General features: G+C 58.9%; 19 protein-coding genes and 1 pseudogene. 11 read left to right on the plus strand and 9 right to left on the minus strand.

The window, feature by feature from the left end:
• On the plus strand, positions 1-570 hold a 570-nt coding region (locus Q0M74_RS04420; RefSeq protein ID WP_293951850.1), incomplete at its 5' end, for a signal peptidase I.
• A 39-nt stretch (positions 571-609) separates the two neighbouring features.
• On the opposite strand, the gene Q0M74_RS13870 is transcribed toward Q0M74_RS04420, so the two are convergent.
• The 7 genes from Q0M74_RS13870 to Q0M74_RS04450 all read right to left on the minus strand — a co-directional run bounded on the left by Q0M74_RS13870 (position 610) and on the right by Q0M74_RS04450 (position 11,322).
• A complete protein-coding gene (locus Q0M74_RS13870) occupies positions 610-960 on the minus strand; it encodes a hypothetical protein (RefSeq protein WP_366087818.1) in 351 nt (116 codons plus the stop codon).
• Between the two features lie 2 nt (positions 961-962).
• Positions 963-1,421: a prevent-host-death protein gene (locus Q0M74_RS04425; protein ID WP_293951851.1), complete on the minus strand. Its 459-nt coding sequence runs from the start codon at positions 1,419-1,421 to the stop codon at positions 963-965.
• A gap of 203 nt (positions 1,422-1,624) precedes the next feature.
• On the minus strand, positions 1,625-5,329 hold the full coding sequence (locus Q0M74_RS04430; protein WP_293951853.1) for a multifunctional oxoglutarate decarboxylase/oxoglutarate dehydrogenase thiamine pyrophosphate-binding subunit/dihydrolipoyllysine-residue succinyltransferase subunit: 3,705 nt from the start codon (positions 5,327-5,329) through the stop codon (positions 1,625-1,627).
• Between the two features lie 141 nt (positions 5,330-5,470).
• A complete protein-coding gene (locus Q0M74_RS04435; RefSeq protein ID WP_293951855.1) occupies positions 5,471-9,217 on the minus strand; it encodes an ABC transporter ATP-binding protein in 3,747 nt (1,248 codons plus the stop codon).
• A 68-nt stretch (positions 9,218-9,285) separates the two neighbouring features.
• Positions 9,286-9,999 (minus strand): hypothetical protein, encoded by a 714-nt coding sequence (locus Q0M74_RS04440; RefSeq protein ID WP_293951856.1) that lies wholly within the window; start codon positions 9,997-9,999, stop codon positions 9,286-9,288.
• A gap of 18 nt (positions 10,000-10,017) precedes the next feature.
• Positions 10,018-10,827: a shikimate 5-dehydrogenase gene (locus tag Q0M74_RS04445; protein WP_293951857.1), complete on the minus strand. Its 810-nt coding sequence runs from the start codon at positions 10,825-10,827 to the stop codon at positions 10,018-10,020.
• A 42-nt stretch (positions 10,828-10,869) separates the two neighbouring features.
• A complete protein-coding gene (locus tag Q0M74_RS04450; protein WP_293951858.1) occupies positions 10,870-11,322 on the minus strand; it encodes a thioesterase family protein in 453 nt (150 codons plus the stop codon).
• A gap of 594 nt (positions 11,323-11,916) precedes the next feature.
• Here Q0M74_RS04450 and Q0M74_RS04455 point away from each other — a divergent pair.
• The 3 genes from Q0M74_RS04455 (at position 11,917) to Q0M74_RS04465 (ending at position 15,259) form a co-directional block, all read left to right on the plus strand.
• A complete protein-coding gene (locus tag Q0M74_RS04455) occupies positions 11,917-13,560 on the plus strand; it encodes a carboxylesterase/lipase family protein (RefSeq protein WP_293951874.1) in 1,644 nt (547 codons plus the stop codon).
• A 1-nt stretch (position 13,561) separates the two neighbouring features.
• Entirely contained in the window at positions 13,562-14,233 is a 672-nt protein-coding gene (locus Q0M74_RS04460; RefSeq protein WP_293951860.1) for a (2Fe-2S)-binding protein, read from the plus strand.
• A gap of 93 nt (positions 14,234-14,326) precedes the next feature.
• Positions 14,327-15,259: a hypothetical protein gene (locus tag Q0M74_RS04465; protein ID WP_293951862.1), complete on the plus strand. Its 933-nt coding sequence runs from the start codon at positions 14,327-14,329 to the stop codon at positions 15,257-15,259.
• Here Q0M74_RS04465 and Q0M74_RS04470 read toward each other — a convergent pair whose 3' ends face one another.
• Positions 15,260-15,649, minus strand: coding sequence for a hypothetical protein (locus Q0M74_RS04470; RefSeq protein WP_293951864.1), 390 nt, complete (start codon positions 15,647-15,649; stop codon positions 15,260-15,262).
• A gap of 243 nt (positions 15,650-15,892) precedes the next feature.
• On the opposite strand from Q0M74_RS04470, the gene Q0M74_RS04475 reads away from it, so the two are divergent.
• The gene (locus tag Q0M74_RS04475) at positions 15,893-17,131 is read left to right on the plus strand and encodes an MFS transporter (protein ID WP_293951865.1); all 1,239 of its coding nucleotides are present in this window, start codon (positions 15,893-15,895) and stop codon (positions 17,129-17,131) included.
• Positions 17,131-18,510, plus strand: a complete 1,380-nt coding sequence (locus Q0M74_RS04480) for a DHA2 family efflux MFS transporter permease subunit (RefSeq protein WP_293951866.1) — start codon at positions 17,131-17,133, stop codon at positions 18,508-18,510. The genes Q0M74_RS04475 and Q0M74_RS04480 overlap by 1 nt, the downstream gene beginning before the upstream one ends.
• A 76-nt stretch (positions 18,511-18,586) precedes the next feature.
• On the opposite strand, the gene metE is transcribed toward Q0M74_RS04480, so the two are convergent.
• Positions 18,587-20,836, minus strand: coding sequence for a 5-methyltetrahydropteroyltriglutamate--homocysteine S-methyltransferase (gene metE, locus Q0M74_RS04485; RefSeq protein WP_293951867.1), 2,250 nt, complete (start codon positions 20,834-20,836; stop codon positions 18,587-18,589).
• A 464-nt stretch (positions 20,837-21,300) separates the two neighbouring features.
• Here metE and Q0M74_RS04490 point away from each other — a divergent pair, with 464 nt between their 5' ends.
• From Q0M74_RS04490 to Q0M74_RS04510, 5 genes and pseudogenes are all read left to right on the plus strand, one after another.
• Positions 21,301-22,878, plus strand: a complete 1,578-nt coding sequence (locus Q0M74_RS04490) for a hypothetical protein (protein ID WP_293951869.1) — start codon at positions 21,301-21,303, stop codon at positions 22,876-22,878.
• A 29-nt stretch (positions 22,879-22,907) separates the two neighbouring features.
• Positions 22,908-23,489 carry a hypothetical protein gene (locus tag Q0M74_RS04495; RefSeq protein ID WP_293951871.1) on the plus strand — a complete coding sequence of 194 codons (582 nt, stop codon included), beginning with the start codon at positions 22,908-22,910 and terminating at the stop codon, positions 23,487-23,489.
• Between the two features lie 252 nt (positions 23,490-23,741).
• Positions 23,742-24,056, plus strand: coding sequence for a hypothetical protein (locus tag Q0M74_RS04500; protein WP_293951872.1), 315 nt, complete (start codon positions 23,742-23,744; stop codon positions 24,054-24,056).
• Between the two features lie 499 nt (positions 24,057-24,555).
• The gene (locus Q0M74_RS04505) at positions 24,556-25,977 is read left to right on the plus strand and encodes an NAD(P)-binding domain-containing protein (protein WP_293951873.1); all 1,422 of its coding nucleotides are present in this window, start codon (positions 24,556-24,558) and stop codon (positions 25,975-25,977) included.
• A 99-nt stretch (positions 25,978-26,076) separates the two neighbouring features.
• Positions 26,077-26,378, plus strand: a pseudogene (locus tag Q0M74_RS04510) (hypothetical protein); the annotation flags it as partial.

The following is a 26,378-nucleotide window of genomic DNA, read 5'->3' on the forward strand; positions in this document are numbered from 1 at the left end:
ATCTGGAGTGGCTTCACCACTGGCCTTAGTTTGTTGGTCGTGGCTATCGCAATTCTCATCGTGGGGGTTCCTGCAGCAGTCGGGGGAATGCCCCTCACGGTTCTGTCTGGGTCTATGCGGCCAATTTATGAGCCCGGGGATCTCATCGTGATCAAGCCAGCAGAGTCACATGAGATCGGGATCGGTGATGTCATCACCTACCAGCTCCGTTCTGGTGAACCGGAGTTGGTGACCCACCGTGTGATTGAGCGTTCCTCTAGTACCTCAGGGGAGACCATCTTCATCACCAAGGGGGATGCGAATCCTTCCGCGGATGAGGATCCCGTGCGTGGTGTGCAGGTCCACGGCACCGTCTGGTACAGAATTCCTCTGCTTGGTTGGATCAATAATTGGTTCAGTGGTCAGGCCCGCCAGATCGTGATTCCGGTGGTCGCTGGTTTGCTCCTGCTCTATGCGTTCTGGAGTGTGATCTCCGGGGTGAGAGAACATCGGAAAAAGAAGTTTAGGGGAGAAGAATCGCCACTCGAGGACAGTGCTCCTAGTGATGAGTGCCAAGCAGAGAGTCTGTAATTCTCTGAGATACCAGCCTTGGCAATGAGATTAAGGCTGCTACTTCGTCTCGTTTGGGTGGCTCGTATGTACCTGCTCGAGGAAGACAGTGCGCTGAACAACGAAGAACCAGATGCGAGCTGTGCCTTTCGCAGTGGGTTTATGCTGCCAACGCTCATGGTTCACTCCATGTCGTTGAATGATTCCAAGAGCGACTTTTAGCCGGTAGTTGGTCGGGGTCGTGGTGAGCGGGGTTCGTGTTAGGAAGTCCCACGTGTCTGCCATCGGGTTCCGAAAGGTAGCCACAAGATCCTGCCATCCTTTTCGGGCGTTGGTGGTGGCAAAACGGATCTCGTACTCTGCCTTCTTTGTGGGGCGGGGGACGGGTTCCTGCTTTTTAGCGGCTCCCATTGTCATGGACGTCCAACGGGTTCGTCAATGTCTAGCCACTCGATTTCAGAGTCATTAAATCCTGCAGCAATAGCGATTGCAGTTTCTCTCCAGGAGGTCAGTTCTGCGAGTGCCAGGTGGGGTTGTTCGGTGGCGAAAGAAGCACGTGCGGCATTGGCCAGGTCGTGTGCGCAGGTTATACGGTCTGCTGGGGAGAGTGCGAACATCCAGGGGAAAGCCTGAGTCATACGCTCAGTGAAGCTTTCACTGTCGCCGAGGGAAGCGGTGACAAGCTGTGCCGCCAGCTCCAGGAGGCCGGCGCGACTGTTGGCTTCGTGCAATGACATGAGTACCAGGGATTCGCCATCGCGACGGGTGACGGTCACTGGATGCTTTTCTGCTTCAGCGAATACTTCAGCTGAGTGCTTGCTCAAATCAGAAGAGCGCCGAACTGAGGTGGGGGAGAATGCTGCACTGGTCATACGCACACCTTATTCCGAATACATTCGGAAGTCTAGGATTCTTTCGCTATCACGAGAGCGATTGTTGAGGTGGCAAGTCGATCGTCGCAAAGCATCCAGCAACGCAGGAACCCGCCGTACCAATTGGTACGGCGGGCTCTTTGCTACTAGCTGCCACCTACAATCTGCAGTGTTACCGCAGGTTGGGCGCCCAGCACTACAACTTAGGCCTTGAAGGCATCATCGATCAGCTTCTGCTGTTCGATGGTGTGGACCTTGGAGATGCCGGTTGCGGTGGAGGACTGGGAGCGGCGGGAAACACGGCGCATCGGGAGCATGTTCTCGATGTAGTTCGGCAGGTGTTCCTGGTAGAACGGCCATGCACCCTGGTTGGCTGGCTCATCCTGAACGAAGAGGATTTCCTCAGCGTTCGGGTAGGAGTCGAATGCTTCGCTGATCCGGTTGAATGGGATCGGGTGGAGCATTTCCACGCGGACGATGGCAACGTCGTCGCGGTTGTCTTTTTCCTTGCGCTTTGCCAGTTCATAGTAGATCTTGCCGGAGACCAGCATGATCTTCTTGACCTTCTTGGCGTCTGCCACGTTGGGGTCGTCGATGACGGACTGGAAGCGGGGGATCTCGGTGAAGTCTTCCGGTGCAGAGGCTGCAGCCTTGTTGCGCAGCATCGACTTCGGGGTGAAGACAACCAGTGGTCGCTTCATCTTGCCCAGTGCATGGCGGCGCAGCAGGTGGAAGTAGTTCGCCGGGGTGGTCGGCTGGGCGATGGTCATGGAACCTTCGGCACACAGCTGCAGGAAGCGCTCGATGCGTCCTGAGGAGTGGTCCGGGCCCTGGCCTTCGTAGCCGTGTGGCAGCAGCAGGATGACGGATGAGGTCTGGCCCCACTTGGCTTCACCGGATGCGACGTACTCATCGATGATGGTCTGGGCACCGTTGGCGAAGTCACCGAACTGTGCTTCCCAGGCTACGACGGCGTCTTCGTTGCCCACGGAGTAGCCGTATTCGAAGCCCATGCCTGCGTACTCGGTCAGTGCGGAGTTGTAGACAAGGAACTTGCCGTCACCCTTGGTCTGAGCCAGTTCGTTGAGGGGGTTGAATTCCTCAGCGGTGTTCGGATCAATGGCGATGGCGTGGCGCTGGGTGAAGGTTCCACGGCGGGAGTCCTCACCGGCCAGGCGCACGAGCTTGCCTTCATTGGCCAGGGAACCGAAGGCGAGCAGTTCGCCCCAGCCCCAGTCGATGCCACCTTCAGTGACAGAAGCGGTGCGCTTCTTGGCCACTGGTGCCACACGTGGGTGGTAGGTGAAGCCTTCTGGGGTGTTGGCGAATGCCTGGCCCAGTTCGATGAGCTCTTCGCGGGTGATGTTGGTGTCGAGTCCGCGGGTGAGTTCCTGGGAGGCGGTGATACCGATCTGCTCTTCAGGCTGCTTCTTACCGGCTTCCTTGACTTCGTTGAACACAGATTCCATCTGGTCGTGGAAGTCGCGGACAACTGCTTCTGCGTCGCCCTCGGAGAGGTCGCCACGGCCAAGCAGATCCTCGGTGTAGGAGGCACGGACGGAGTCGCGGCCGGTGATGAGCTCGTACATCTTCGGCTGGGTCATGGATGGGTCATCGGCTTCGTTGTGGCCGCGGAGGCGGTAGCAGACGAGGTCGATGAAGACGTCCTTGCCGAAGCGGCGGCGGTACTCGGTGGCCAGCTGGCCAACCCAGACAACTGCCTCTGGATCGTCACCGTTGACGTGGAAGACCGGGCAGCCGAACGCCTTGGCGTAGTCGGTTGCATAGTGCATGGAACGGCTGGAGTCCGGGGTGGTGGTGAAGCCGATCTGGTTGTTCACCACGATGTGGATGGTGCCGCCCACGTCATAGCCGCGCAGTGCGGCCAGGTTGATGGTTTCTGGGACGATGCCCAGGCCGGCGAATGCTGCGTCGCCGTGGAGGAGCAGTGGGACGACGGTGTAGCCGTCTTCGCCCTTGTCCAGCATGTCCTGCTTGGAGCGGACGATGCCCTCCATGACCGGGTTGACGGCCTCGAGGTGGGATGGGTTGGCGGTAAGGGAGACCTTGATCTCGCCGTCGCCGAACATCTGGAGGTGGGTGCCCTCGGAGCCGAGGTGGTACTTCACGTCACCGGAGCCACCGATCTGGCCCTGTTCCATCTGTCCTTCAAACTCGTTGAAGATGGAAGCCAGTGGCTTGCCCACGATGTTGAAGAGAACGTTGAGGCGTCCACGGTGTGGCATGCCGATGACAACCTCGTCCAGGCCCTGGCCTGCAGCGGTGTCGATGGCGGAGTCCATCAGCGGGATGAGTGCTTCTGCACCTTCCAGCGAGAAGCGCTTCTGGCCGACGTACTTGGTCTGCAGGAAGTTCTCAAACGCTTCTGCGGCGTTGAGCTTCTGCAGGATGTACTTCTGCTCAGCCTGGGTTGGCTTCGGCATACCGGCTTCGAGGCGGTCCTGGAGCCAGGTGCGCTCGTCGCGGTCGAGGATGTGGGTGTACTCGGAACCGATCTTGAGGGTGTACGCGGCACGGAGGCGGTTGAGGACCTCGCGCAGGGTCATGGTTTCTTTGCCACCGAATCCACCGACGTGGAAGGTGCGGTCCAGGTCCCAGAGGGTCAGGCCGTGGGTCTCGATCTCGAGGTCACGGTGGTCTGGAACCGGCATGCCCGGCTGAACCCAGGGAAGTGGGTTGGTGTCAGCGATGAGGTGGCCGCGTGAACGGTAGGCCTCGATGAGCTGCATGACGCGGGTGTTCTTGTCCACGCCGGTGTTGGGCAGGTCCTGTGCCCAACGGATCGGGGTGTAAGGGACATGCATCTCGTCGAAGATGTGGTCCCAGAAGGCGTCGTCGACAAGCAGCTGGGACATGGTGCGCAGGAACTCGCCGGACACGGCACCCTGGATGACGCGGTGGTCATAGGTGGAGGTGATGGTGACGAGCTTGCCCACACCCAGGTCTGCCAGGCGGTCCTCGGAAGCACCCTGGAACTCAGCCGGGTAATCCATGGAGCCGACACCGATGATGGTGCCCTGGCCCTTGGTCAGACGTGGGACGGAGTGGCGGGTACCGATGCCACCCGGGTTGGTCAGGGAGACCGTGACACCGGTGTAGTCATCCATGGTCAGCTTGCCCACACGGGAGCGGGACACGATGTCCTCGTAGGCTGCCAGGAACTCGGAGAAGGACATCTTCTCGGTTTCCTTGATGGCGGCAACCACCAGGGCACGGGAGCCGTCGCGCTGTGGAAGGTCGATGGCCAGGCCGAGGTTGATGTGCTCTGGGACAACGAGGGAGGGCTTGCCGTCAACGATGTCATAGGAGTTGTTCATGTCCGGGTGGGCCATGACTGCCTTCACCATGGCGTAGCCGATGATGTGGGTGAAGGAGATCTTGCCGCCGCGGGTGCGCTTCAGCTGGTCGTTGACCATGGTGCGGTTCTCAAACATGAGGCGTGCCGGCATGTCGCGGACAGAAGTCGCGGTGGGAACCTCAAGGGAGATGTCCATGTTCTTGGCGATGGACTTGAAGATGCCCCGAATCGGAGTGGTTCCCGGTTCTGGAAGGGCAGGCTGCTTGGACAGTGGAGACTCCTTGGCCTTCTTGGCAGGCTTTGCTGCCTGCGTATTTTGCTTGGAGGGTGCTGGCTTGGCTGCCTGTGGCTGGGCAGCCTTTGCGGCAGGGGCAGCCTTGGCTGCTGGCTTATCCGAAGTGGAAGGCTTGGCAGATGAAGCCTTCTTGGCTTCGGGGGTGGAGGGGGTGTCCTGTGCGGTGCTGGGAGCCCCCTGAGACTCGAAGAGTTCTCTCCATTCCTTGTCCACAGACTTGGGGTCCTTTTGGAACTGCTGGAACATCTCATCCACCAGCCATGCATTCTGGCCGAAAGTACTAGCGCTGCTCACGGCAGGTACTCGCCTCTTTTCCTTGCTTCTTGAGGGTTTTGCTTAGCTTTATTTTATCCACTGTAACGCTGGTTGTTGGCACGGATGCCTAGCACCCCAGTAATAGCACTCTTTTGTGACAGTCTTTCTAAAAATATCCTTTTAGCCGACTAAATGCCACATCCGGGCGTAGGTTCCATGCGTTCCCAATAGTTCATCGTGAGATCCGTCCTCGATGATACGTCCATCGGCGACAACAATGATCCGGTCAGCCCTACTTGCGGTAGCCAGACGGTGGGCCACGATCACACTCGTGCGGTGTGAGGTGACGCGATCAGCGGCGTTGAGGATGACAGCCTCCGTGGCCGGATCCAGAGTGGAGGTGGCTTCATCCAGGAGCATGATCTCAGGTTCGATCAGTTCCGCGCGTGCCAAGGCGATCAGTTGGCGTTGCCCCGAGGATAGCCCACGTCCGCGTTCCCCGACAGGGTGGTGGAAACCACCAGGGATCGCAGCGATCGCGGTCAACGCACCCACCCGGCGCGCTGCTGCTTCGATGTCGCTTTGTTGTGCCTGGGGGAGTCCGTAGCCGATGTTGTCGGCGACGGTGCCGCTGAACAGGTGTGCTTCCTGGGGTACGTGGCCGATGGCGCGACGCCAGTTGTCGGTGGGGAAGTCGCGGATGTCGGTGTTGGTGGCTGTGATGGTGCCGTGGTCGGGGTCGTAGAGGCGGGAGAGCAGTTTGATGATGGTGGATTTGCCAGCGCCGGTGGGACCGACGACGGCGACGGTGGTGCCGGGTTCGATGCTCAGGTTGACCTGGTCCAGGATCGGTGGGGTGTCGTCGGTGTCTGTGGTGGGTTCGGTGTAGGAGAAGGTGAGGTTGCTAAGTTCCAGGGGGCCTGTGGCGGCCTGGCGGGCGCCTGGGTGGGTGCCGGTGTCGGCCACGCTCGGGGTGGTGGCCAGCAGCTCGCGGATGCGTCGGAAGCCGACGGCGGCTTGTTGGTAGCTGTCGAAGACCTGGCTGAGTTGCTGGATGGGTCCGAACATCAGGCCCATGTAGAGCACAAAGGCCACGAGGATGCCGGGGCTTAACTCTCCGCGTGCGACCTGCCAGGCGCCGAAGCCGAGGACGAGTGCCTGGGCGATTTCGGAGAGTGCTGAGAGGCCGGGGAAGTAGATGGAGATGGCGGTGTGTGAGTTCACGCGCAGGCGGCGGTATTCTTCGGCTTCTTTTTCGAAGTTGGTGGCCACGTGGTTTTCCATGCCGTGCATCTGTGCGGTGCGCAGGCCGGCGATGGATTCCTGGAAGGTGGCGTTGACCTGGCTAACCTGTTCGCGGGCCTGGGTGTAGAGCCGTGAGGAGATGCGGCGGAAGATCACGGTGATGATCACGATGAGTGGTACCACCGCGAGTGCTGCGGCTGCCAGGGTGGCGTCGGTGATGGTGAGCATGGTGATCACACCGATCAGGGTGCCCACGGACACCACTGTCTGTGCCAGGCCGGTCTGCAGGAAGGCTGAGAGGTTGTCGATGTCGGTGGTCATGCGGGTCATGATGCGGCCGGACATGGTGCGTTCGAAGAAGTTCATGCTCAGGCGCAACAGGTGCACGAAGGAGCGTAGGCGTAGGCCGAAGAGCAGGCGTTCGCCGGTGCGTGCTGTGAGGATGGTGTTGATGGTGGCGGCTGCCCAACCGGTCAGCACCACCACGGTGCCCACGCCTGCGATGATCCAGAGGGTGTTGGTGTCGCGTGCCTGCACGCCGTTGTCAATGGCCATGCGCATGAGTGTGGGGAAGGCCAGGTCTGCCAGGACACCCACCAGCAGCAGTCCGATGACGGCGGCGATCAGGAAGCGGACTTCCTTGAACATCCGGCCCAGTTCAAAGGGGCGGTGTTCGTTTTTGAGCTTGTCCACATTGACCCGGGGTTGTTCCGTGGCCGGTGGCAGTGCTTTGACCTGGGCGATCAGTTCCGGGGTGGCAGCCATGTTTGCGCCACGTCCCTGTTGCTTGCCGGTGAGGATGCGGTAGTTGTCTTCCCGCTGTTCCACGAGGGGCCAGAGCTCCTCGCGGGTGGGTTCGCGGGCGCCGTCGAGTTTGAACTCTGGATTTTGCGACTCGTGGAAATCAATGGCCATCAGGTGGGCGAACCGTGGGTTGTGGTTCATCTGATCCAGGGTGGCGTAGTCGGTGACCTTGCCCTGTTCCACCAGACCAACGCGGTCAGCCAATTCCAATGAGGAATGACGGTGCGCGATCATCAGGATGGTCACATCCGCCAGCTCCTCGCGGATGGCGCGGAAGATCAGGTCCTCCGTGGTTGCGTCGATGGCGGAGGTGGCGTCATCGAGCACCAACACCCGGGGGCGTGCCAGGAAGGCCCGGGCCAGTGCAATGCGTTGGCGCTGACCACCGGATAAGGTCAGCCCGCGTTCACCGACCACCTCCTGGTAGCCCTGGGGCAGTTTGGTGATGAATTCATGTGCCTGCGCCATGGTTGCCGCATGGTGGATTTCTTCGTCGGTGACATCCAGGCCCATCGCGATATTGTCGCGGATGGTGGTGGAGTACAGGAAGGGATCATCAAACACCGCGATGAGGTTGCTGCGGATATCAGCGGCGGTAAGGTCAGTGAAGGCGATGGGTTGTTGCTGGGCGTCCAGGAATTCCAGGCTGCCCTCATCTGGTTGGTAGAACCCACCGGTGAGTTGCACAGCCATGGTCTTACCCGCCCCTGGAGGGCCCACCAGAACGGTGGTCTCACCCGGATTGATATCCAGGGTCAGGCCATTGAGAATGCCCTGGAAATGCACGTTGGTGAAACGCAAACCCAGGGAAGTATCCGCGGGCAGCTGGGCAGGGTTGGCCGGATCGGTGTGAGCAGGGGTGAGATCAATGACCTCAAAGACACGCTCCACAGAAGACAGTGCCAACTGGATGCGCATGAGCATGCCCGACAGTGACCGGGCCACACCCGACAAACTGGTCAGGTAGGCAGAAAACGCCACGAAAGTACCCACGGTGATCTGACCGGTCATGGCCAGATAACCACCACCGACAATGTTGACCACCAAAGCGATCTGCGGCAGCTGCTCCACCATCGGAATGAACCGGGCCGTCAGGCGCGCGGTACGCATGCGCTGGGAGTAGAGATCCCTCGCATTGTTCTGCAAGGTGGTGGCCTCCCGCTCCTCCTGCACAAAAGCCTTCACCACACGGATACCACTGACGGTCTCCTCCACATGGGTGGCCAGGTCAGCAGCCTTCTGCTGCGCCGACCACGTGGAGGCGAACAGGGCGCGTCGGGAATAGGCCACGGCAAACAGCAACAGTGGCACCAGCACAAAGGCGATGATGGTCAGGGGAGGGGAGATCATCATCATGATCACCAGGGTGAGCACCAGCTTGATGATGTTGCCCACGATCATCGGCAACATCGCCAGCAGACCCTGGACCTGGTTGATATCAGAAATTGAGCGGGAAACCACCTGACCGGTGCGGATCTCATCCTGACCTGGACCGTCAAGTCTCTGCAGTGAGTGCAGGACCTTGACGCGGATATCGTGCTGGACACCGATGCTGAGCCGACCGGCGGTATAACGGCGGCCAAATTGGGTGGCATAGCGTGCCAGGGCCACCAGCACGATCAAGGTGATCACCGCGGTCAACATGGTGGTGCCATCAGGTTTGGCACGGTCTAACAGAGTGGTGGTGAGGGTGTCGCCGATATTGCCCAGGGCGATGTCGATGGCACCGCCGGTGAGCAGCGGAAGCGCCAGCTCGAAGAGTGTGCCGAGAATTGCCGCGATCAAGGTCAGGGTGGTCAGCGCCGGGCGTTCCCACGCGACAGCGATCAGCTGGCGGATTCTATTGGGTTTAGGGTTGGTTGTTTTCGTGGATGGCATGAAAGCGCCTTTCAGTGAAGTAAAAAGTGGCGGGGGAAATCCTTTCGTTGAAAGTCAGGGACTGTTAATTAAAAACTCTGCGGCAGGGGGCCGAGGGATTCCTGGGCATTGCTGATCGCTTTGGACGCCAGCTTGCGGTTGGTGATGGTACCGATCACGGCACCCACACCCAGTGGCAGGATCCTGCCCAGCCACGCGCCACGGAAACGCTTACCCAGACGCTTGATGGCCATCTTCATCAGACGGTTATTCACATCACCAAGACCAGCGATGCTGATACGCGAGATACTGGCGGCCGGTGCCTTCCTGGTACCTATGTCACCCACGGCGGCATCCACCAGGGCGCTGCCCCGGGCGCCGAGCAGCACCACCAGGATCAGTGCGCGACGACGCTCGGGATGGGCGATATCCACACCACGTAGATGAGCCGAGGCCATGGTGTAGAACGCCACAGCATCAAGAAACACCAGGGATTCCGCACCCACGGCCAGGGCACCGGTGATGAAACCGATCCCTGGCACGGCAGCGGTCAGCCCCACCGACGCACCGGAACCGGTGGCAATGGTCTTGAGATGCTTATTCATCAGCCTCTGCAGCTGTTGAGGGTTGTGATCAGGATTTTTACGCTTGAGCCAGGCGACATAACCCTCAATCGCACTGGTCTGCATGTGCACGGCCTTATCCAGCGCCGGGATCAACAATTTGCCGCCCAGGCCTGCACTGTCCTCCAGCGTCTGCGGATCTGAATTGACAGCATCAGTGATAGTGGTGTTTTTAGCCATGCTTGCCTCCTGGGTTGGTTAAGGCTTGGAGAATTCTTCCGCAGCGATGATCTGCTCATCCGTGGGACGGACACCTGTGTAGAGGTGGAACTGTTCAGCTGCCTGAAGTGCGGCAACCTCGCCACCGTCGATGGTTTCCTTGCCCAGGGACCTCGCGATCTTGATCAGAGGGGTCTCCACGGGCATAGCCACACAATCGAAGATGACATCAGCACGGTCAATTTCATCCCGTGTAAAAGATACAACGTCTTCATCGGGTCCATTCATTCCCAAAGGAGTCACATTGACCAGAATTTTAGCTGTTTCCGGCACTTCCGCCGAGTAATCCCAGCCATAACGCTGTGCCAGAGCAGCGCCGGTGGTGTGGTTGCGGGCAACCACGGTGCCAGCCAGGCCATGATCAGCCAGGGCTGCGATGACCGCATTGGCCATGCCACCAGACCCACGGATGGACACAGGCAGATCAGGATTGACCTTGTGGGTCTGCAGCAGCTTGGCCACAGCGGTGTAATCAGTGTTATAACCGGTCAGGTGCCCATCATCATTGACGATGGTGTTGACCGACCGGATCCGCTCCGCACTGGGGTCAAGGACATCGATCAATGGGATCACATCACCCTTATAGGGCATGGACACACCAGCACCCCGGATATTCAAACCCCGGATACCTGCGACAGCCGCGGTGATATCAGCCGGGGCGATGGCCTTGTACAGGTAATTCAAGCCGAGCTCAGCGTAAAGCCAGTTGTGGAAACGCACACCGTGATTGGAGGGGCGTGCAGCGAGTGAAATGCACAGGGTGGTTTCCCTGTCTACGTGATTGACCATGAATGGGATTTTATACCCTCATGCCACATAAGACCCGATCCGCTAGATCTGGCGGGCCCCGAAATCCGTGGCCAGACTGTTCACCGTGTCCGTGAACTGGCCACGATCCACCAGCACACGCTTGTGCGTGCCCTGACCCTGAACCGTCCCACTGGCCGTGACCTCCACGGACCACTCCGCGGAACGCTTGCCCAGATTCTCCACCTTGACTCGGACCATCAGCTCCGCTCCTTCGGTGGCCGGGGCATCGTGGGTGATGTCCACACCGACCCCGAGGGAAATGGCACCCTCGGGCAAGCTGGCCTTGAGATGATCCATGCAGGCCCACTCCATCAGACCCACAAAGAAACCGGTGGCAAACACCCGGGGCATGGCAGCGAAGTCCTCAGACTCCGGATAGAGATCCGGCACCGACTTGTTAGCCGGGACGGTATAGCGGAACTCGTGGGTGTCGCCGACCTTGATGGGGCCGTTATCAATGAGGTTGATGTTCATGGATGCCGATGGTACGTGGTTGGATCACATTCTGTGCCGGAGTGGGAGACAGGGGGAGCATTCAAGGGGGAAAATTTCCTGCGACTACAGCTAGTGGACCAGGGGGCCCAGCTATATACATCCGTGAACTTTCACCCACTCAGGGCAGGCTGCTCAGAAACCTTGCTGATCAGGGAGTACCTGCTGGTGGGGAGATCAGCAGCATTCCGGAATAGCCTGCCCCCTGCCACTGACACTCAAGGACATCACAGGCCAACTCCTGACTTTCCGCCTGAATACCGCATCCTTCACTCATGACGATGGCATCGAAGATCTCGTGGAGAGCTTGGCGAAGTAAATGGTGGCGGTGCGTGGGAGCTGAGCTGGTGTGTAAAGCATGTGCGCCCCACATTTCTGGAACTTCAAGAGCTCCACATCTGCATAACCCCAGGACGGCCTGTGCAAAGTTTCACAGATATACGCGCCACCCCTCAGCCCATCAAACCCCTGTGCAGAAAGTGCACCTCACACCCGACATTCATTGCCGGGTCATGGGATCGGGCCTAGCCTGGGACTATGAATGGTTCGACGTGGACTCCACAGGCATCAGGTCACATGGCTAACAGTGCTGCCGGTTTGGTGTTGGCGGAAGATCTCGTGGTCCCCACACACTCAGGTTTTGTGAAAGGGGTGCGCGGGCCCGGGTTGATGACCTGGCGTGGGATCCCCTACGGCAAAAACACCGGCGGCAAGTACCGCTTCCGTGCACCACGACCGATGAAGAAATGGCAGGGCGTACGGGACTGCTCCACCTTCGGTGAGGTCGCACCCCAACCCACCTATTCCTGGACCGACAAGATCCGCGGCTCAGAAGACTGCCTCAACCTCGACATCGTCCGCCCCGATACCGAGGAACCTCTGCCGGTTGTGGTCTACCTCCACGGCGGCTCCTACATCATGGGCGCCTCCAGTGAGAAGGCCCTGCGCGGCTACAACCTGGTCAAGGACATGAACGTGGTCTATGTGGCCATCAACTTCCGCCTGGGGGCCTTGGGCTACCTGGACCTGCGATCAGTGGGGGAGGACTGCGTGGCCAACCCGGCCCTGCATGATCAGCTCTTAGCCCTGAAATGGATCCGCCAGAACATTGAATATTTTGGCGGCGACGCCAACAACATCACCCTCATGGGCGAATCCGCCGGCGCTGCTGGCGTCATCTCCTTGATGTGCGTGCCCGCCGCCCAGGGGCTCTTCCACCGCGCCATCGTCCAATCCGCCCCCATGGCCACCGTGCATTCCCCCACCCAATCCAAACTCTGGGCACGCGAACTGGTCTACCGCATGGCCATGTCACGCGAAACCACCCTGGATGAACTCCGCAAAGAATCAGCCGATGACCTCATCCGCGCCGGGCAGTCGATGCTGTGGCGTTCCGGCGAGTTGCTGTACCTGAATTCCTGTTATGGGCCCACCGTGGATGGCACACTGCTGCCGGATCATCCCCTGATCATGTTTGAGCAGGGCCGCCAGGCGCGGATCCCGCTCATCATCGGTACCAACTCGGATGAGACCTCCTTTTCCAAGGCCTTCTACCTGCGTAACTCAGCACGCCGGAAATCTGCGCTGCGCATGCTCAATGTCTTCGATCCAGATAACACTGATCTGGTGATGGAGGCCTATGGCGGGGGAGAGTCCCGCTCAGAATTCGCCGAGCTGCTTGCCGACGCCATCTTCTGGGCCCCTTCCGTCCGCCTGGCCCACCTGCATGCCCGCCATGAGCCAACCTGGATGTACCGCTTTGATTACGCACCGCAGTCCCTACGCAAGATCGGACTGGGTGCCATCCATTCCTTTGAACTCAACGCGGTCTTCGGTGACCATGAATCATCCCGCTCCATGGGGTTGAGCAAATTGGGCGGTGGAATGGAGGATCTCCAGCAGATCACGGACCTGGTGCAGCATCACTGGGCGGAGTTCATCCACAACGCCAGACCGGGTGAGCAGTGGCGTCCCTACCGGGACCGCACTGATGATGAACCGGGCCGTGGCACCTTCATCATTGATGTTGACAGTCGTATGGCATGGGACCCTCGTCAGGCCAAACGTATGGCATGGGAGAATTACGACATGCTCGAATGGGGCACCGGCCGCCCCGGTCTCGCCGCGGAACTGGACTACCTCATCGAACAGGAAGAATTCGAGGAGCCTGAACCAGAATTACGCTGGATGGGCCTGATGCAGATGTTTGGAGTTCGTTGATATGAATGAGTCGAGTTTCTGGAGCCGGGTTGTCGCCCAGTACCCGCTATTTGCTGACACCCTGGTTCCGGGACCTGGAGCCACACCGGTCACCCTGGAGGATGTCTCCACCCCGGAGTTCGTGCGCGCAGCCATTGCTGAAGGCCAGAAGATCTTCTCCATCGAACAGGGCAAGTTTGCCGGACAGCTGTGGTTCTACACCTTCTGCAATGCGATGGTCGCACCCTCTGTCTATGCGATGGTGGAATTCGATAAGGTCCCCAGCCTTGATTTAAGCAAGGGTAGTCTCCATGCGGTTGATGATTTCTGGTTCGGCCACTCCCCGGACACCTTCCTGGAGGAAGGTGATTACCGCACCGCCGGTGAACAATATGGGGCAGCCGTGGCACCGATCATCGCGACCCTGTGCGAGGTGACTGATCTGCGTCCGGCACCGCTGTGGGCGGTGGCCGGTGACTGCATGGCGATCGCCGCGATGCAGGCAGGTGAGGAAGCCTTCGAAGAGGAGCTGGCCCAGGAGGTGGCCATAGCGCTTATCAGTGGCCTATCCACTGCCGCTTCTGTCCCGACACCACGCTTCACGGAGGGAGGTAAGTTGCGTCGTGCCAGCTGTTGCATGATTTACCACTCGCCAAGAGCCGATATGTGTACCTCGTGCCCACACTTGCCGTGATTTGGTGGGCATCGGGGCGGCTCCGGCACTAAGCTGGTCGGCAGTGTCTGAGGGGCCCTCCCCAGCACAACCCAGATGGAAGGTCATCCGAACATGAGCTTTTTCGAGGACATCGCAGCTGCGCTCGATAGTGATGGTATCGAGTCGCGTGTAAACGGCGACACAATGTTCGTTCCGATCACCTCTGACCTGGAAATCCAGTTCGTGGAGATCGACTCCCTCCTGCCGGCAGCCAATGTGTATATCGCTGCCGCCAACGTTGATGAAGATGATGAGGATTTCGAGGCTGTTTTGGTCTCGGTTGTGTTCTCCATTGAGGATGCCGTGGCGGCAGTAGCCAGGCATGTGGCCACCGACCAGGTGGTGACGGTGTTGAGAGACCTGCTGGAAGGTACGGATGAACGCATCCAGGACCTTGAGTTCTATCAGGATGCAGCCAATGCCAACCTCGTCCGCGCTGAAGTGGGTCAGAACTCTGAACTCCAGGTGGTGGTTGAGGTTGAGGATGGTGTCCCGACAGCGGCCGTCAGTTTTGTTGCCATCGGCGAGTCCTTCGAGGATCTTGTCGATCAGGCGATTGAGGAACTGTGGGAGGCCGATGGCGATGCTGTTCTATCGGAGGAGGACCGCCAGCGCATGTTCGCGGATCTGACCACCGAGTTGGAATTCGCCACTGATGAAGTCCTGGACCTGGGCACCTTCACCGACTTTGATCGACTCTTCGACATCCTCTCCCTGGCTGATGACCATGCGGAGGACTGGGAGGCCCAGCTGGTTCCTTTTGATGATGAGGAATTTGATGAGCCGGATGTCTATGACCTCTTTGTCGATGATGCCGACGAAGATGACCTCGACGACCTTGATGATGAGGACGATGACGAGGATGACGAGGATGAGGATGACGAGGATGATGAGGATGATGAGGATGACGAGGATGATGAGGATGATGAGGATGATGAGGATGATGAGGATGATGAGGATGATGAGGATGATGAGGACGACGACGAGAAGTCGGATCAGAAGTAGTTAGGCCGCATGTGCCGGGCGTTGGAACAGTGACGCGGGGGAGGGCACGGGGATGAACCGGGAATCCGCCAACCAACAGAAGGTGGGTGTCGGTTCATCGGGGAGTTCATGAACGGCGATGATTTTATCGTCGTCAAGCAGTGCTCTCACCCAGCCCTCCGCCAACGCCCGGGGCACCCGGTGACCTTCAGGACTGCTCAGGCGCACGGTGATCAGGTACGCGGGGGAGCGGATTTCACCGGTGTCACGGATGACTTCGCGGGCAGTGTCACCTACACGCATCCGCGAGAGCGTCAACGTGAGGGAGTCATGTCTGGCCAGGGCTGGTAATGGCAGGCTGGGTGGCCGCCAACTGGCAAGCGGGCGGGCCAGTGAACGCGGATGGCGCATCAAGGAGATGATCTGCGTGAGATGACCAGGGTGGACGCTGCGGAGATGCTTGGCGTAGCGGGTCGGTGAAGCTGTGCGGGAAGTGATGGATGTGAATCGGTTTCGGCTCTTGATGATGGGTCTGAGAATAGAACAGACACTGGACACGCGTTCGAATAATTAACGAATGCATGTTCGAATCTCATGTGTTAACTGCAGCTCACATGGATATTTTGCCCAAAGCGGGCTAGCCTTGATCACGAAATGGTGAATACTCAACAAAATTCTGAAAATATTCCTGTGGGTGAAAAACCCAAGATCCCCACAGAGATCTGGGTCCTGGTGGCGGCGGCATTTATCATTGCACTCGGCTACGGACTGATCGCCCCGATCCTGCCCCAGTTCGTGGTGACTTTCGATGTCAGCCTGGCGGCAGCCTCAGCAGTTGTCTCGATCTTCGCCGGCGCACGGCTACTATTTGCACCCATGTCCGGTGCCCTGATCGACAGAATCGGCTCCCGCAAGGTCTACCTGTCCGGCCTGATGATCGTTGCGATCACCACCGGCCTGGTGGCCTTCGCCCAGGAATACTGGCAGATCCTGGCACTGCGTGGCATCGCCGGCATCGGCTCCACGATGTTCACGGTCTCCGCCATGGGCCTGATCGTGCGGATGGCGCCCATTGAGATCCGCGGCAGGTGTTCCTCCACCTATGCCTCCGCCTTCCTCTTCGGCAATATCATCGGCCCTGTGGTCGGAGCGGCCCTGTCCACCCTGGGCATGCGCCCACCCTTTGCCATCTACGGTGCCACCGTGGCCCTGGCGGCGTTTGTGGTGTGGGCGAAGATGCCCAAGGTTGATGCTTCACTGCGTAAGAAGGATGACCCCAACAACCCTCCGCTCCGTTTTGCTGAGGCCATCAGGGATTCTGCCTACCGCTCTGCACTGATCGGTGCCTTTGCCAACGGCTGGTCCAACTTCGGTGTCCGCGTGGCCACCCTGCCACTGTTCGCCGCAGCCGTATTCACCAACGGTGGTGTGGCCGCTGGTTTCGCCATGGCCGCCTTCGCCGCCGGAAACGCACTCTGCCTGCAGGTCTCCGGTGATCTGGCGGATAAGATCGGACGTAAACCACTGATCGTCACCGGCCTGGTGGTCAACGCGATCTTCACCGCCGCCATCGGATTCGGCACCAATATCTGGGCCCTGTGTATCCTCTCTGCACTCGCGGGTGCCGGCGCTGGCTTGGTCAACCCCGCACAGCAGGCCGTGCTGGCGGATGTCATCGGCTCCGAACGGGCCGGGGGCAAGGTGCTGGCCAATTTCCAGATGGCCCAGGATTTCGGAGCCATCACCGGCCCGATCCTGGTCGGCGCGATCGCCAGCGCCATCGGATTCCAATATGGTTTCATGGTCTGTGGCGTGATCGGCCTGCTGGCTGCGGTGGCCTGGATGTTTGGGCGCGAAACCCTGCCGAAGACAAAAGTGGAGACGCTTGACTGATGACCGCACAGACTCCTCAGACTCAGCAGACCCCACCGATTCCTGAAGGCCGCGCCTGGAAGGCACTCGGTGCCTTGAGTGTCGGCCTCTTCCTCACCCTCCTTGACCAGTCTCTCGTGGCAGTCGCCCTGCCCCGCATCCGCGAGGAACTGGGTGCATCACTGAACCAGGCGGTGTGGGTGTCGGCGATCTACCTGCTCACCTTCGCCGTCCCACTGCTGATCACAGGGCGTTTGGGGGACCGCTTCGGACAACGCAATGTCTACCTGGCCGGCATGGCCGTGTTCACCATCGCAGCCCTGGCCTGTGCCTTCGCACCCACCATTGAAATGCTCATCCTGGCCCGTGCCTTCCAGGGCCTGGGCGGAAGCCTGCTCAACCCACAACCGCTGAGCATCATCCACCGGATCTTCGCCCATCACCGTCGCGGTGCTGCGACCGGCATCTGGAGTGCCGTGGCCTCCAGCGCCGGCCTCTTCGGCCCTGTCATCGGTGGTCTGCTGGTGGGCATGATCGGCTGGCAGGCAGTTTTCCTGGTCTATGTCCCACTCGGATTTGTCTCACTGATCATGGTGGCTCTCTATGTGCCCAAACTGCCCACGGGTGCCAGCCGCATTGATTACCTCTCAGGCCTGGTCAGCCTGGTGGCGGTGCTGGCGATTGTTGTCGCCCTCCAACAGGGACCGGAACTGGGTTATGGCCCGGTGGTCTGGATGGTGCTGGTGTTCGGCATCGCAGCCCTGGTGCTGTTTGTCTGGATGCAGACGCGTTCATCTGCACCGTTGATGCCCTTGCGGCTCTTCCAGACCCACAACTTCACCATCGGGGCCTTTGCCGTCTTCATGCTGGGCTTCACCGTCTATTCCGTGAACCTGCCCATCATGCTCTATCTCCAGAGCGCTCAGAACATGTCCCCGGAAACTGCCGGACTGATGCTGGTACCGATGGGTGTGATCTCAGTTTTCATGTCACCTGTGATCGGAGGTCTCACCGACAGGTTGGCTCCCGGCATGATCTCGCGTATCGGTTTCATAGCCATGCTCAGCACCATGGCACTGTTTGCCATCTTCATGATCTCTGATGCCTCACCGCTGATGCTGTTGATCCCGGTCCTGATCTTCGGCGTGGCCAACGCCATGTGCTGGGCTCCGAACTCCACGATCTCCCTGCGTGATGTTCCTTCTGATCTGGTGGGTTCCGCCTCCGGTGTGTACAACACCTCCAGACAGGTCGGGGCAGTGGTGGGTGCCGCTGCACTGGGTGCCACCATGCAGATTGCCACCGATTCCTTCAGCTTCGGCACCGCCATGGGTGCCGCCATCATGCTGACACTGCTGCCATTGGCGGCAGGACTGTTCGCGGTGTCACGGTTTAAGTGATGCTGTCCAGATGACGCTGGAACTATTTGAGCCTCCTCCACAGGAAATGTGGAGGAGGCTCAATGTTTTTATGGAACTAAACCCGTTGCAGCAGTCCGGCCCGGGCCTTGGCAGCTGCCTCCACCAGCACCTTCAATGAGGCAGTGGTCTCATCCCAGGAGCGGGTCTTGAGTCCACAGTCCGGGTTGACCCACAGGTGGCGGGGATCCACGGATTCCAGTGCGGCATCCAGCAGGGCTGTCACCTCATCCAGGTCGGGCACACGTGGGGAGTGGATATCCCACACACCCGGCCCCACGCCGAGATCGAAGCCGGAGGACTTCAGGGCGGCAAGCACCTGCATGTCAGAACGGGCGGCCTCGATGGTGGTGACATCGGCATCCAGGTCAATGATGGACTTGATCAGTTCATTGAACTCTGAATAGCACATGTGGGTGTGGATCTGGATGTGATCCGGTGCTTGTGCCGTAGCCAGACGGAAGGACCCCACAGCCCACTGGGTGTAGGCCTCCTGGTCGGCGCGGCGCAGGGGGAGCAGTTCACGGATGGCAGGTTCATCCACCTGGATGAGCTGCGCACCACTGTCCACCAGATCCGCAATCTCATCACGCAGAGCCAGGGCAATCTGGTCGGCGCTGACAGACAGTGGCTGATCATCACGCACAAATGACCACGCGAGCATGGTCACAGGTCCCGTCAGCATGCCCTTGACGGGGCGCTGGGTCAGGCTCTGGGCATAGGTGAACCACGGCACCGTCATCGCGGTGGGGCGGGAGACATTGCCATAGAGCACCGGTGGGCGTACACAGCGGGAACCATAACTTTGCACCCAGCCGTTGGCGGTGGTGAGGAAGCCGTCGAGAAGCTCCGCGAAGTACTGGACCATGTCATTGCGCTCTGGTTCACCGTGCACGAGCACATCCAGGCCGAGTGCTTCCTGGCGGGCGATGACATCGGCGACCTCGGCGCGCATGGCCTCGTCATACTCCGCCTGGGTGAGAGAACCCTTGCGGAACTTCGCACGTGCCGAACGGATTTCAGCGGTCTGTGGGAAGGAGCCGATCGTGGTGGTCGGCAGCGGTGGGAGGTTGAGTGCCTTGTCCTGGGCTGCCTGCCTGCGCCCGAATTCTCCACGTTCGCGGTCAGCTGGGCTGACCTGCTGGTTCTGTGCGCGGGTGAGCCCAGAGTGGCGGCGGTCTGCGAGGGCAGCGGCAGAGGCGTCGAAAAGCGCTTCATCAACCTCGCCAGCAAGGGCGCGTGCCAGCGCGGCAACCTCGGTGATCTTCTCCTCACCGAAGGCCAACCAACTACGCACCTCCGGATTGATATTCTCCGGCGCCAAAGAATAAGGAACGTGCAGCAGGGAACAGGAGGTGCTGACCGCGACCGGGCCCCGTGCCTGCAGGCGTCGCAAAGTTGCCAGGGCGGTGCACAGGTCCGTGCGCCAGATATTGCGGCCGTCAACGATGCCCGCGACCAGCAGTTCCTCACCGGTCCAGGCATCCAGGTCGGTGACGCCATCAGAAACCAGATCCACACCGATCGCACCCAGACCGATACCGGCCAAGGTGTCCAATGCCTGATCACCAGCACCGAAGAAGGTGTTCACAAACACCCCACCACGTGCAGCCAATGCGGCATAACCAGCACGGACACGGGCCAGGAGCTCAGGGGACACATCCGTGACCAATGATGGTTCATCCAGCTGGACCCACTGGGTGGGCAACTTGGCCAGGAGGCGCTCATAGACGGTGAAGAGGGTCTCCAGATGATCCAGCGCATCGGAACCATCGGTGGTGCGTGCCAGGGAAAGATAGGTGAATGGACCGATCAGTACCGGACGCGCATTGATGCCGCGGGTGAGCTGGTTCTTGATGTCGGTGAGTAGTGCTGCATCATCCAGGATGAAGCGGGTTTCAGCCGAGAGCTCCGGCACCAGGTAGTGGTAGTTGGTGTCGAACCACTTGGTCATCGCACTCGCCGGAGCCTCAGCGGTACCGCGGGCCGTGGCGAAATAACGATCGATGAAGCTGGGCAGACCATCATTTTCATGATCGCTGATGTCCTGGACGCGCTCTGGGAACACACCCAACAGGGCAGTGGTGTCCAGCATCGCATCATAATAGGAACGCCCCGAGGTGGGCACAGAGTCAATGCCTGCCGCAACCAGCTGATCAGCATAAGCGTTGGTGAGCAGAGTCGCGGTGTGGCTGAGATCCCGACCGGAGGTCTGACCGGACCAAAAACCCTCGAGGGCAAATTTCAGTTCACGGTTCGCGCCGATCCGTGGAACGCCTGCAATGGTGGAAGAAAAGAAAGAAGTCACTTGTTTAAGTCCTTCTGCTTGAGCCGAACGTGCAGATCCCGGCTAGGACGCACGGCAATCCCTAGTGGTGGCCGGACCGCGATGTGGGTACGCGGAAACACCAGGTGTGCAGGAGGACTGCCCCGGATATTTCCCGCCTACTCCAACAGCGGGGTCTGGCCTACCTAACGCGCACCTTCTCGGGTGGCACGTTCCTCAGCATCCGGGGCTCCAGGGAGAGGATTAAAGGTAAACCGATTGCGCTTTCAACAAAAGCCTAGACCGCTTGGTCTGTCAAGGGATTGCTGCGAATCACAGGTAATTAAATTCATGATGGGTGGGGTAAGTCGGGGTGAGAGTGGGATCGTTCAGGTGGGGCGGAGGGATGAGCCCCTCGGTGTGAAACCCCTGAAAAGTGCTGGTAAGAGACCTTTGTCAGTGTGATGGCGACCTGGCTGGGCGGGAAAACCGTTAGCATTGTCGGTATGAACTCGACACTCATTGAGCGCGGACCACAGTTCTTCACCGACGGCCCCGTCACGGTGGCCATCGGAGGGGAAACAGCCATCACCCACTGGGAGATGCTCGGCCACATGACAGCTGACAGGCTGCCCGTGGACTCTGTCGCCCATGGACTCCGCCTTCTTGATCTGACAGGTGAGTTCTCAGGCGCTGCCGTGGTGTCCGTCTTCGTGGGGGATGAGCCGTTGCTTTTCGACGCCGGGCTGCCAGAAATTCCCGCCCGACGCATCCTGATCGCCGAGGCCATGGCCTCTGTGTGGCGCACCCGGATTCAGGACATCGCTGATGCTTCCGCCCCTCTCTACCAGGATGCGGTGGAGGAACTCGGGCGCCTGGACATCTCCGGGAAACCCCACCTGAATGAACTGCTGGCACAACGCAGGCGTGTGCCTGTGGCTGATGACGCATCCGAGATGGATACATTGAAAGCCCTGGTCCATGAACTGCGCCAGGCGGTGGTGTTCGGTGCCGCCGGTTTCATGACTGCTGAACCCGATGAACTGAAAGCCACCACCCAGAAGGCGCTGGCACCTGATGGCTGGATGCACAAACTCTCCCTCCTGGTTGCTGCAGAGGAATGCCTGGCCACAGTACTGTTGGCACGGATCCGACGGGGCGCTGCTGCCGCGAACGGTGTGCTGGCAGAGGACTGCAATTTCATCTTGGCCAACCGCGCTGAGGACATCGCCCTGGCCATCCAGCTGGGCAGTGTGGTGGACTCCCTCCGGGATCCACAGCTGCGCCAGGCGAACCTGGTGAAGAAGATCATCAGCAGATCCACCATCAAGATGCTCGACGGGGCAGTGCACACCATCAGGCCCTTTGCCGAACTGCGCAAGAAAAACCAGGACACCTTCCCCACCCTGGAACTGATACCGGGGAAGAGCGGTGCGGCTGCCTCGGATGGCGAGGAGGCTGGGGTTCCTGTTGATGCGGGTGAGGAGGTGGTTGATGCCGAACTGATCGAAGAGTTCGATGCCGGGGAACTTGCCGACGCCTTCGGTGAACTCTTCGGACAGATGCTCCCCGCAGCCCAGAACTATGCCGAAAAACTCCTCCATGACCACCCACGCGATAGCAAGGAAGAACTGGAAAGCCGTGCCCAGCGACGCTTCATAGACCTGGCCGCCAGGAAAACCGTCGACACCGAACACGGCTACCTGGAACTGGAGGAGTCCGTCGCCCTCTACGCCATGACCCTGGCGGTACTGCGTGAAGTCCCCGTGGACAAACCCGCCAAGAGACAACGCCAGGCCAAACAGCTCGGACTGGCGATCTCCGGCTACGGAAAACTGCAGGAACTGCCGGGCAATAAGCTCATCCTCAACGGTATCAACGCAGCCCAGCGGACAATCACCGCAGCCCTGCTGAAAAACCTGGGAACCCCCAGACGATTCCCCAAACTGGCACTGATCGCCAACCTCATCGAAAACCTCGCACCCACCCTCAATGATGAACTGGTGGCCAACAAGGTCCTGCTCGTGGTGAATGGGGGAGTACTCAAGATCATCTCCGCGATGGTGGAAAAAGCGATTCGTTAAAACAGAGGATGAGCACGCCAGGCTCGGCCATGTCGAAGATGAGAATTATTTCCAGTCTTGATGGTTTGCCGAGAAGTTTGAAAGCAGGGAAGCCGGTGATCGAATGGCTTCGAGCCTTGGAGAAAGAGCTCAATGATTTTGAGAGTGCACCACAGCTGGAGCTGGATCACCGGCATTCTGCGGAAACCATGATCGATCGGCTTGTCCACCAAATGCACAATGTCATTCGGATAGATAAGTCACGCACCGCCAGTGGTGAGTCATCGGCTGCGATTACCTGCCTTCTTTTCACCCAGATGATTGCTGGGGATCCCAAACCTGCAGTCCGTCGAGAGCGGTATCAGATCCTGCGTGAAATGAGAGCAGCTCATAGTGCACGTCCTCTTGTTTCCGAGCGTTTGGTGGAAAGCCCTGACCTGATTGTGGGACATCGCGATAATCTGGTGGATTTTGCTGTTCTGGAAGATGACTCATCTGATGTTTATGAGATCAGCGATGCTTTTTCCTTCGTGGCTACATCCAATCCCCGATCCCTCATCACAAAGGTGGATTCCTGGAGGTGGGGAGTGGATACGCTTCGATCTTCCGGGGGCACAGCTTCGTTTAGCTGAGGGGAAAACAATCAACATTGATGAGACAACACCGGTTGTGGCGGTTGTTTTCCCCTCCTGAAACGGATGAGCAGAGGGAAATTTATGCTCGGGCAACAGCGGAATGGCCACAGTTGAATGTTCAGGCGATTACACCGGCGGAGCTTGAAGCGCATGCGCTTTCCCTGTCAGTAACCATCCAATCTGCATGAAATCAAAGGTTTCCCCACTCAGCATATTGTGTTCTGCAACACATGATGTTGAAATCAATTAATGGACCTTATCCCCGGAATTGCGATTTTGACTGTCGGTTCGCTGCTGGCCATTATGATGACATTTCAGCTGGCGCGGTGGAATCCCTTCGTGCGCTTACCGCTGTTGATCGGGAATCCGGAGGACTACCCCTTTGGTCTGTACACGGGCAGGGCACTGGGGTTCTTATTTTTGATGTTGGGCGGCTCGGTTCTTTATCTGCCGATCAACATGTGGGGGATGGTCCTGATGCTTCTGGGGGCGGTGCCGGCCCTGTGGTTCACACGCGATCATAACCGGCGATTGGATGGGGATTTTGGGCCCGAAGTTCTCTAGGCGCATGTCCGGGCAGGCCTTTCCGAATGTGTGTGAGATGACCCGAGGGCTCCTATGGGAATTCCCTATTCATTCTTTTTAACTATCGTGCGGCAACAAGTCCGACCTTTTTCAAATTTAAATAACTCTTCTGCCAGCTGGTATATACATTCATTCAGAAAGATAAATAGAAAAAACTTGCAATTCATATCTATTTTGTTAAGGTGTAATACGGACCTAAGCAGAAAAGAACCTTCGCCCTGACGCTCTAGGTAGGCCCTGGGTCGATGAATGTGGCATATGGGCGAGGTTTGTTTTTTGCTTAGTGATACCTCTGCACGGACAGTGCATATCAGTCCATTTTTAAGCATGCGGCCCAAGAGTGGCCGGCGGCGAGTTGTCTAGTGAGCCTGAATCCCCGGAGTGGTAGCGGGGGAGACCTGGACCAGCCTTCGCCCCCGCCCCCTGCATGCGTGATGAGTAAGACCGCCTGCTAACAGGGGTGGTCGGGAAGGCAAGTTTGAGCAAGAAACGCGTAGCAATTATCGGAGCCGGTCCAAGCGGGATGGCCCAGCTGAGGGCTTTTGAGTCAGCAGAGAAGAAGGGCCAGGAGATCCCTGAGTTGGTGTGCTTTGAAAAGCAGGACCAGTGGGGCGGACAGTGGAACTACACCTGGCGTACCGGAACCGATCATTATGGCGAGCCTGTTCACTCCTCCATGTACCGAAACCTCTGGTCAAACGGCCCGAAGGAAATCCTCGAGTTCGCGGAATACACCTTCGATGAGCATTTCGGAAAGCCAATCTCCTCCTACCCACCTCGCGAGGTGCTGTGGGATTACATCAACGGTCGCGCAGAGCAGTCTGATGTGAAGAAGTACGTCAAGTTCGCTCACGCTGTGCGTTGGGTTGACTTCGACGAGGACACCAAGATGTTCACCGTCCATGTTGAGGACCTGAAGACCGGTATCACCAGCAGTGATACCTATGACAATGTCATTGTTGCCGCTGGCCACTTCAGCTTCCCGAACGTTCCCCACTTTGAAGGCATTGAGACTTTCCCGGGACAGGTCATGCATGCCCACGAGTTCCGTGGCGCTGAGACTCTTGCGGATAAGGATGTTCTGCTGATCGGTGCTTCCTATTCCGCGGAGGATATCGGTTCCCAGGCTTATAAAATGGGCGCGCGTTCCATCACCTACAGCTACCGCAGCAAGCCGATGGGACATGGTTGGCCACAGGAGATGGAGGAGCTGCCATTAGTGCGTCGCTTTGATGGCTCCACCGCACATTTCAAGAATGGGCAGAAGCGTAAATTCGACGCCGTGATCCTGTGCACCGGTTATAAGCACCACTACCCGTTCCTGCCATCGAGCCTGTCTCTGCAGTCTGCTAACAACATCTACCCGGATACCCTGTACCGCGGTGTTGTTTCGGAGAAGAACAACCAGCTGTTCTGGCTGGGGGCCCAGGACCAGTGGCTGACCTTCAACATGTTTGATGCCCAGGCCTGGTACACCCGTGATGTCATCCTCGAGCGTATTGAGCTGCCCAATGCGAAGAAGCAGCGTGAGCATATGGATCAGTGGCTCAAGCGCTTCAAGTCCCTGGAGGATGAGAACGGACAGATCGATTTCCAGTGTGATTATGTCAAGGATCTCATCGAACAGACCGATTATCCGATGTTTGATCTGGATGAGGTGGCCAATATCCAGCGTCAGTGGCTGCAGTCCAAGCAGGATGACATCATGAATTTCCGTGATGTCACCTATACCTCCGTGATTACCGGCACCAAGGCTGCTGAGCACCACACCCCGTGGATGCTGGAGCTCGATGACAGCCTGGAGCGTTACCTCGGTGAGCCTGATGAGGACGAGGCACGTCAGGTCTTCCGTGGCCAGAAGCTCCGCGAAGGTGTTGCCGAGAAGATTCAGCGCGGCTAACACCTTGCTTGAGGACGCCCACCTCTTCACCCCTGCCCAGCAGAGGAGAAGGGGTGGGTTTTCTTATCACTCCTGCACACTGTCCAAGACTGGCTACTCATGGCTGTAGATAAAACTTCACGGGACCCTGCCAGAAGATACGGTGCGTTGACGCGGTGGGTGATGTTTTTCTCCGGCATCTGGATCATGACCATCGGTATTGCCTTCACCGTTCACGCCGAACTAGGAACCACGCCTATCTCCACTGTCCCGGCAGCCATTGCGGCGGCCACACCGCTGTCCTTCGGCGTGATCACGATCCTGATGAGCTTCATCTTCGTCCTTGCCCAGGTGCTGCTTCTACGCAGGCGTTTCGCCTTCTTCCAATACTGGCAACTTCTCGTGTCCTTCGTCTTCGGCGG

The sequence above is a fragment of the uncultured Corynebacterium sp. genome, assembly GCF_945649885.1.
GTDB lineage: Bacteria > Actinomycetota > Actinomycetes > Mycobacteriales > Mycobacteriaceae > Corynebacterium.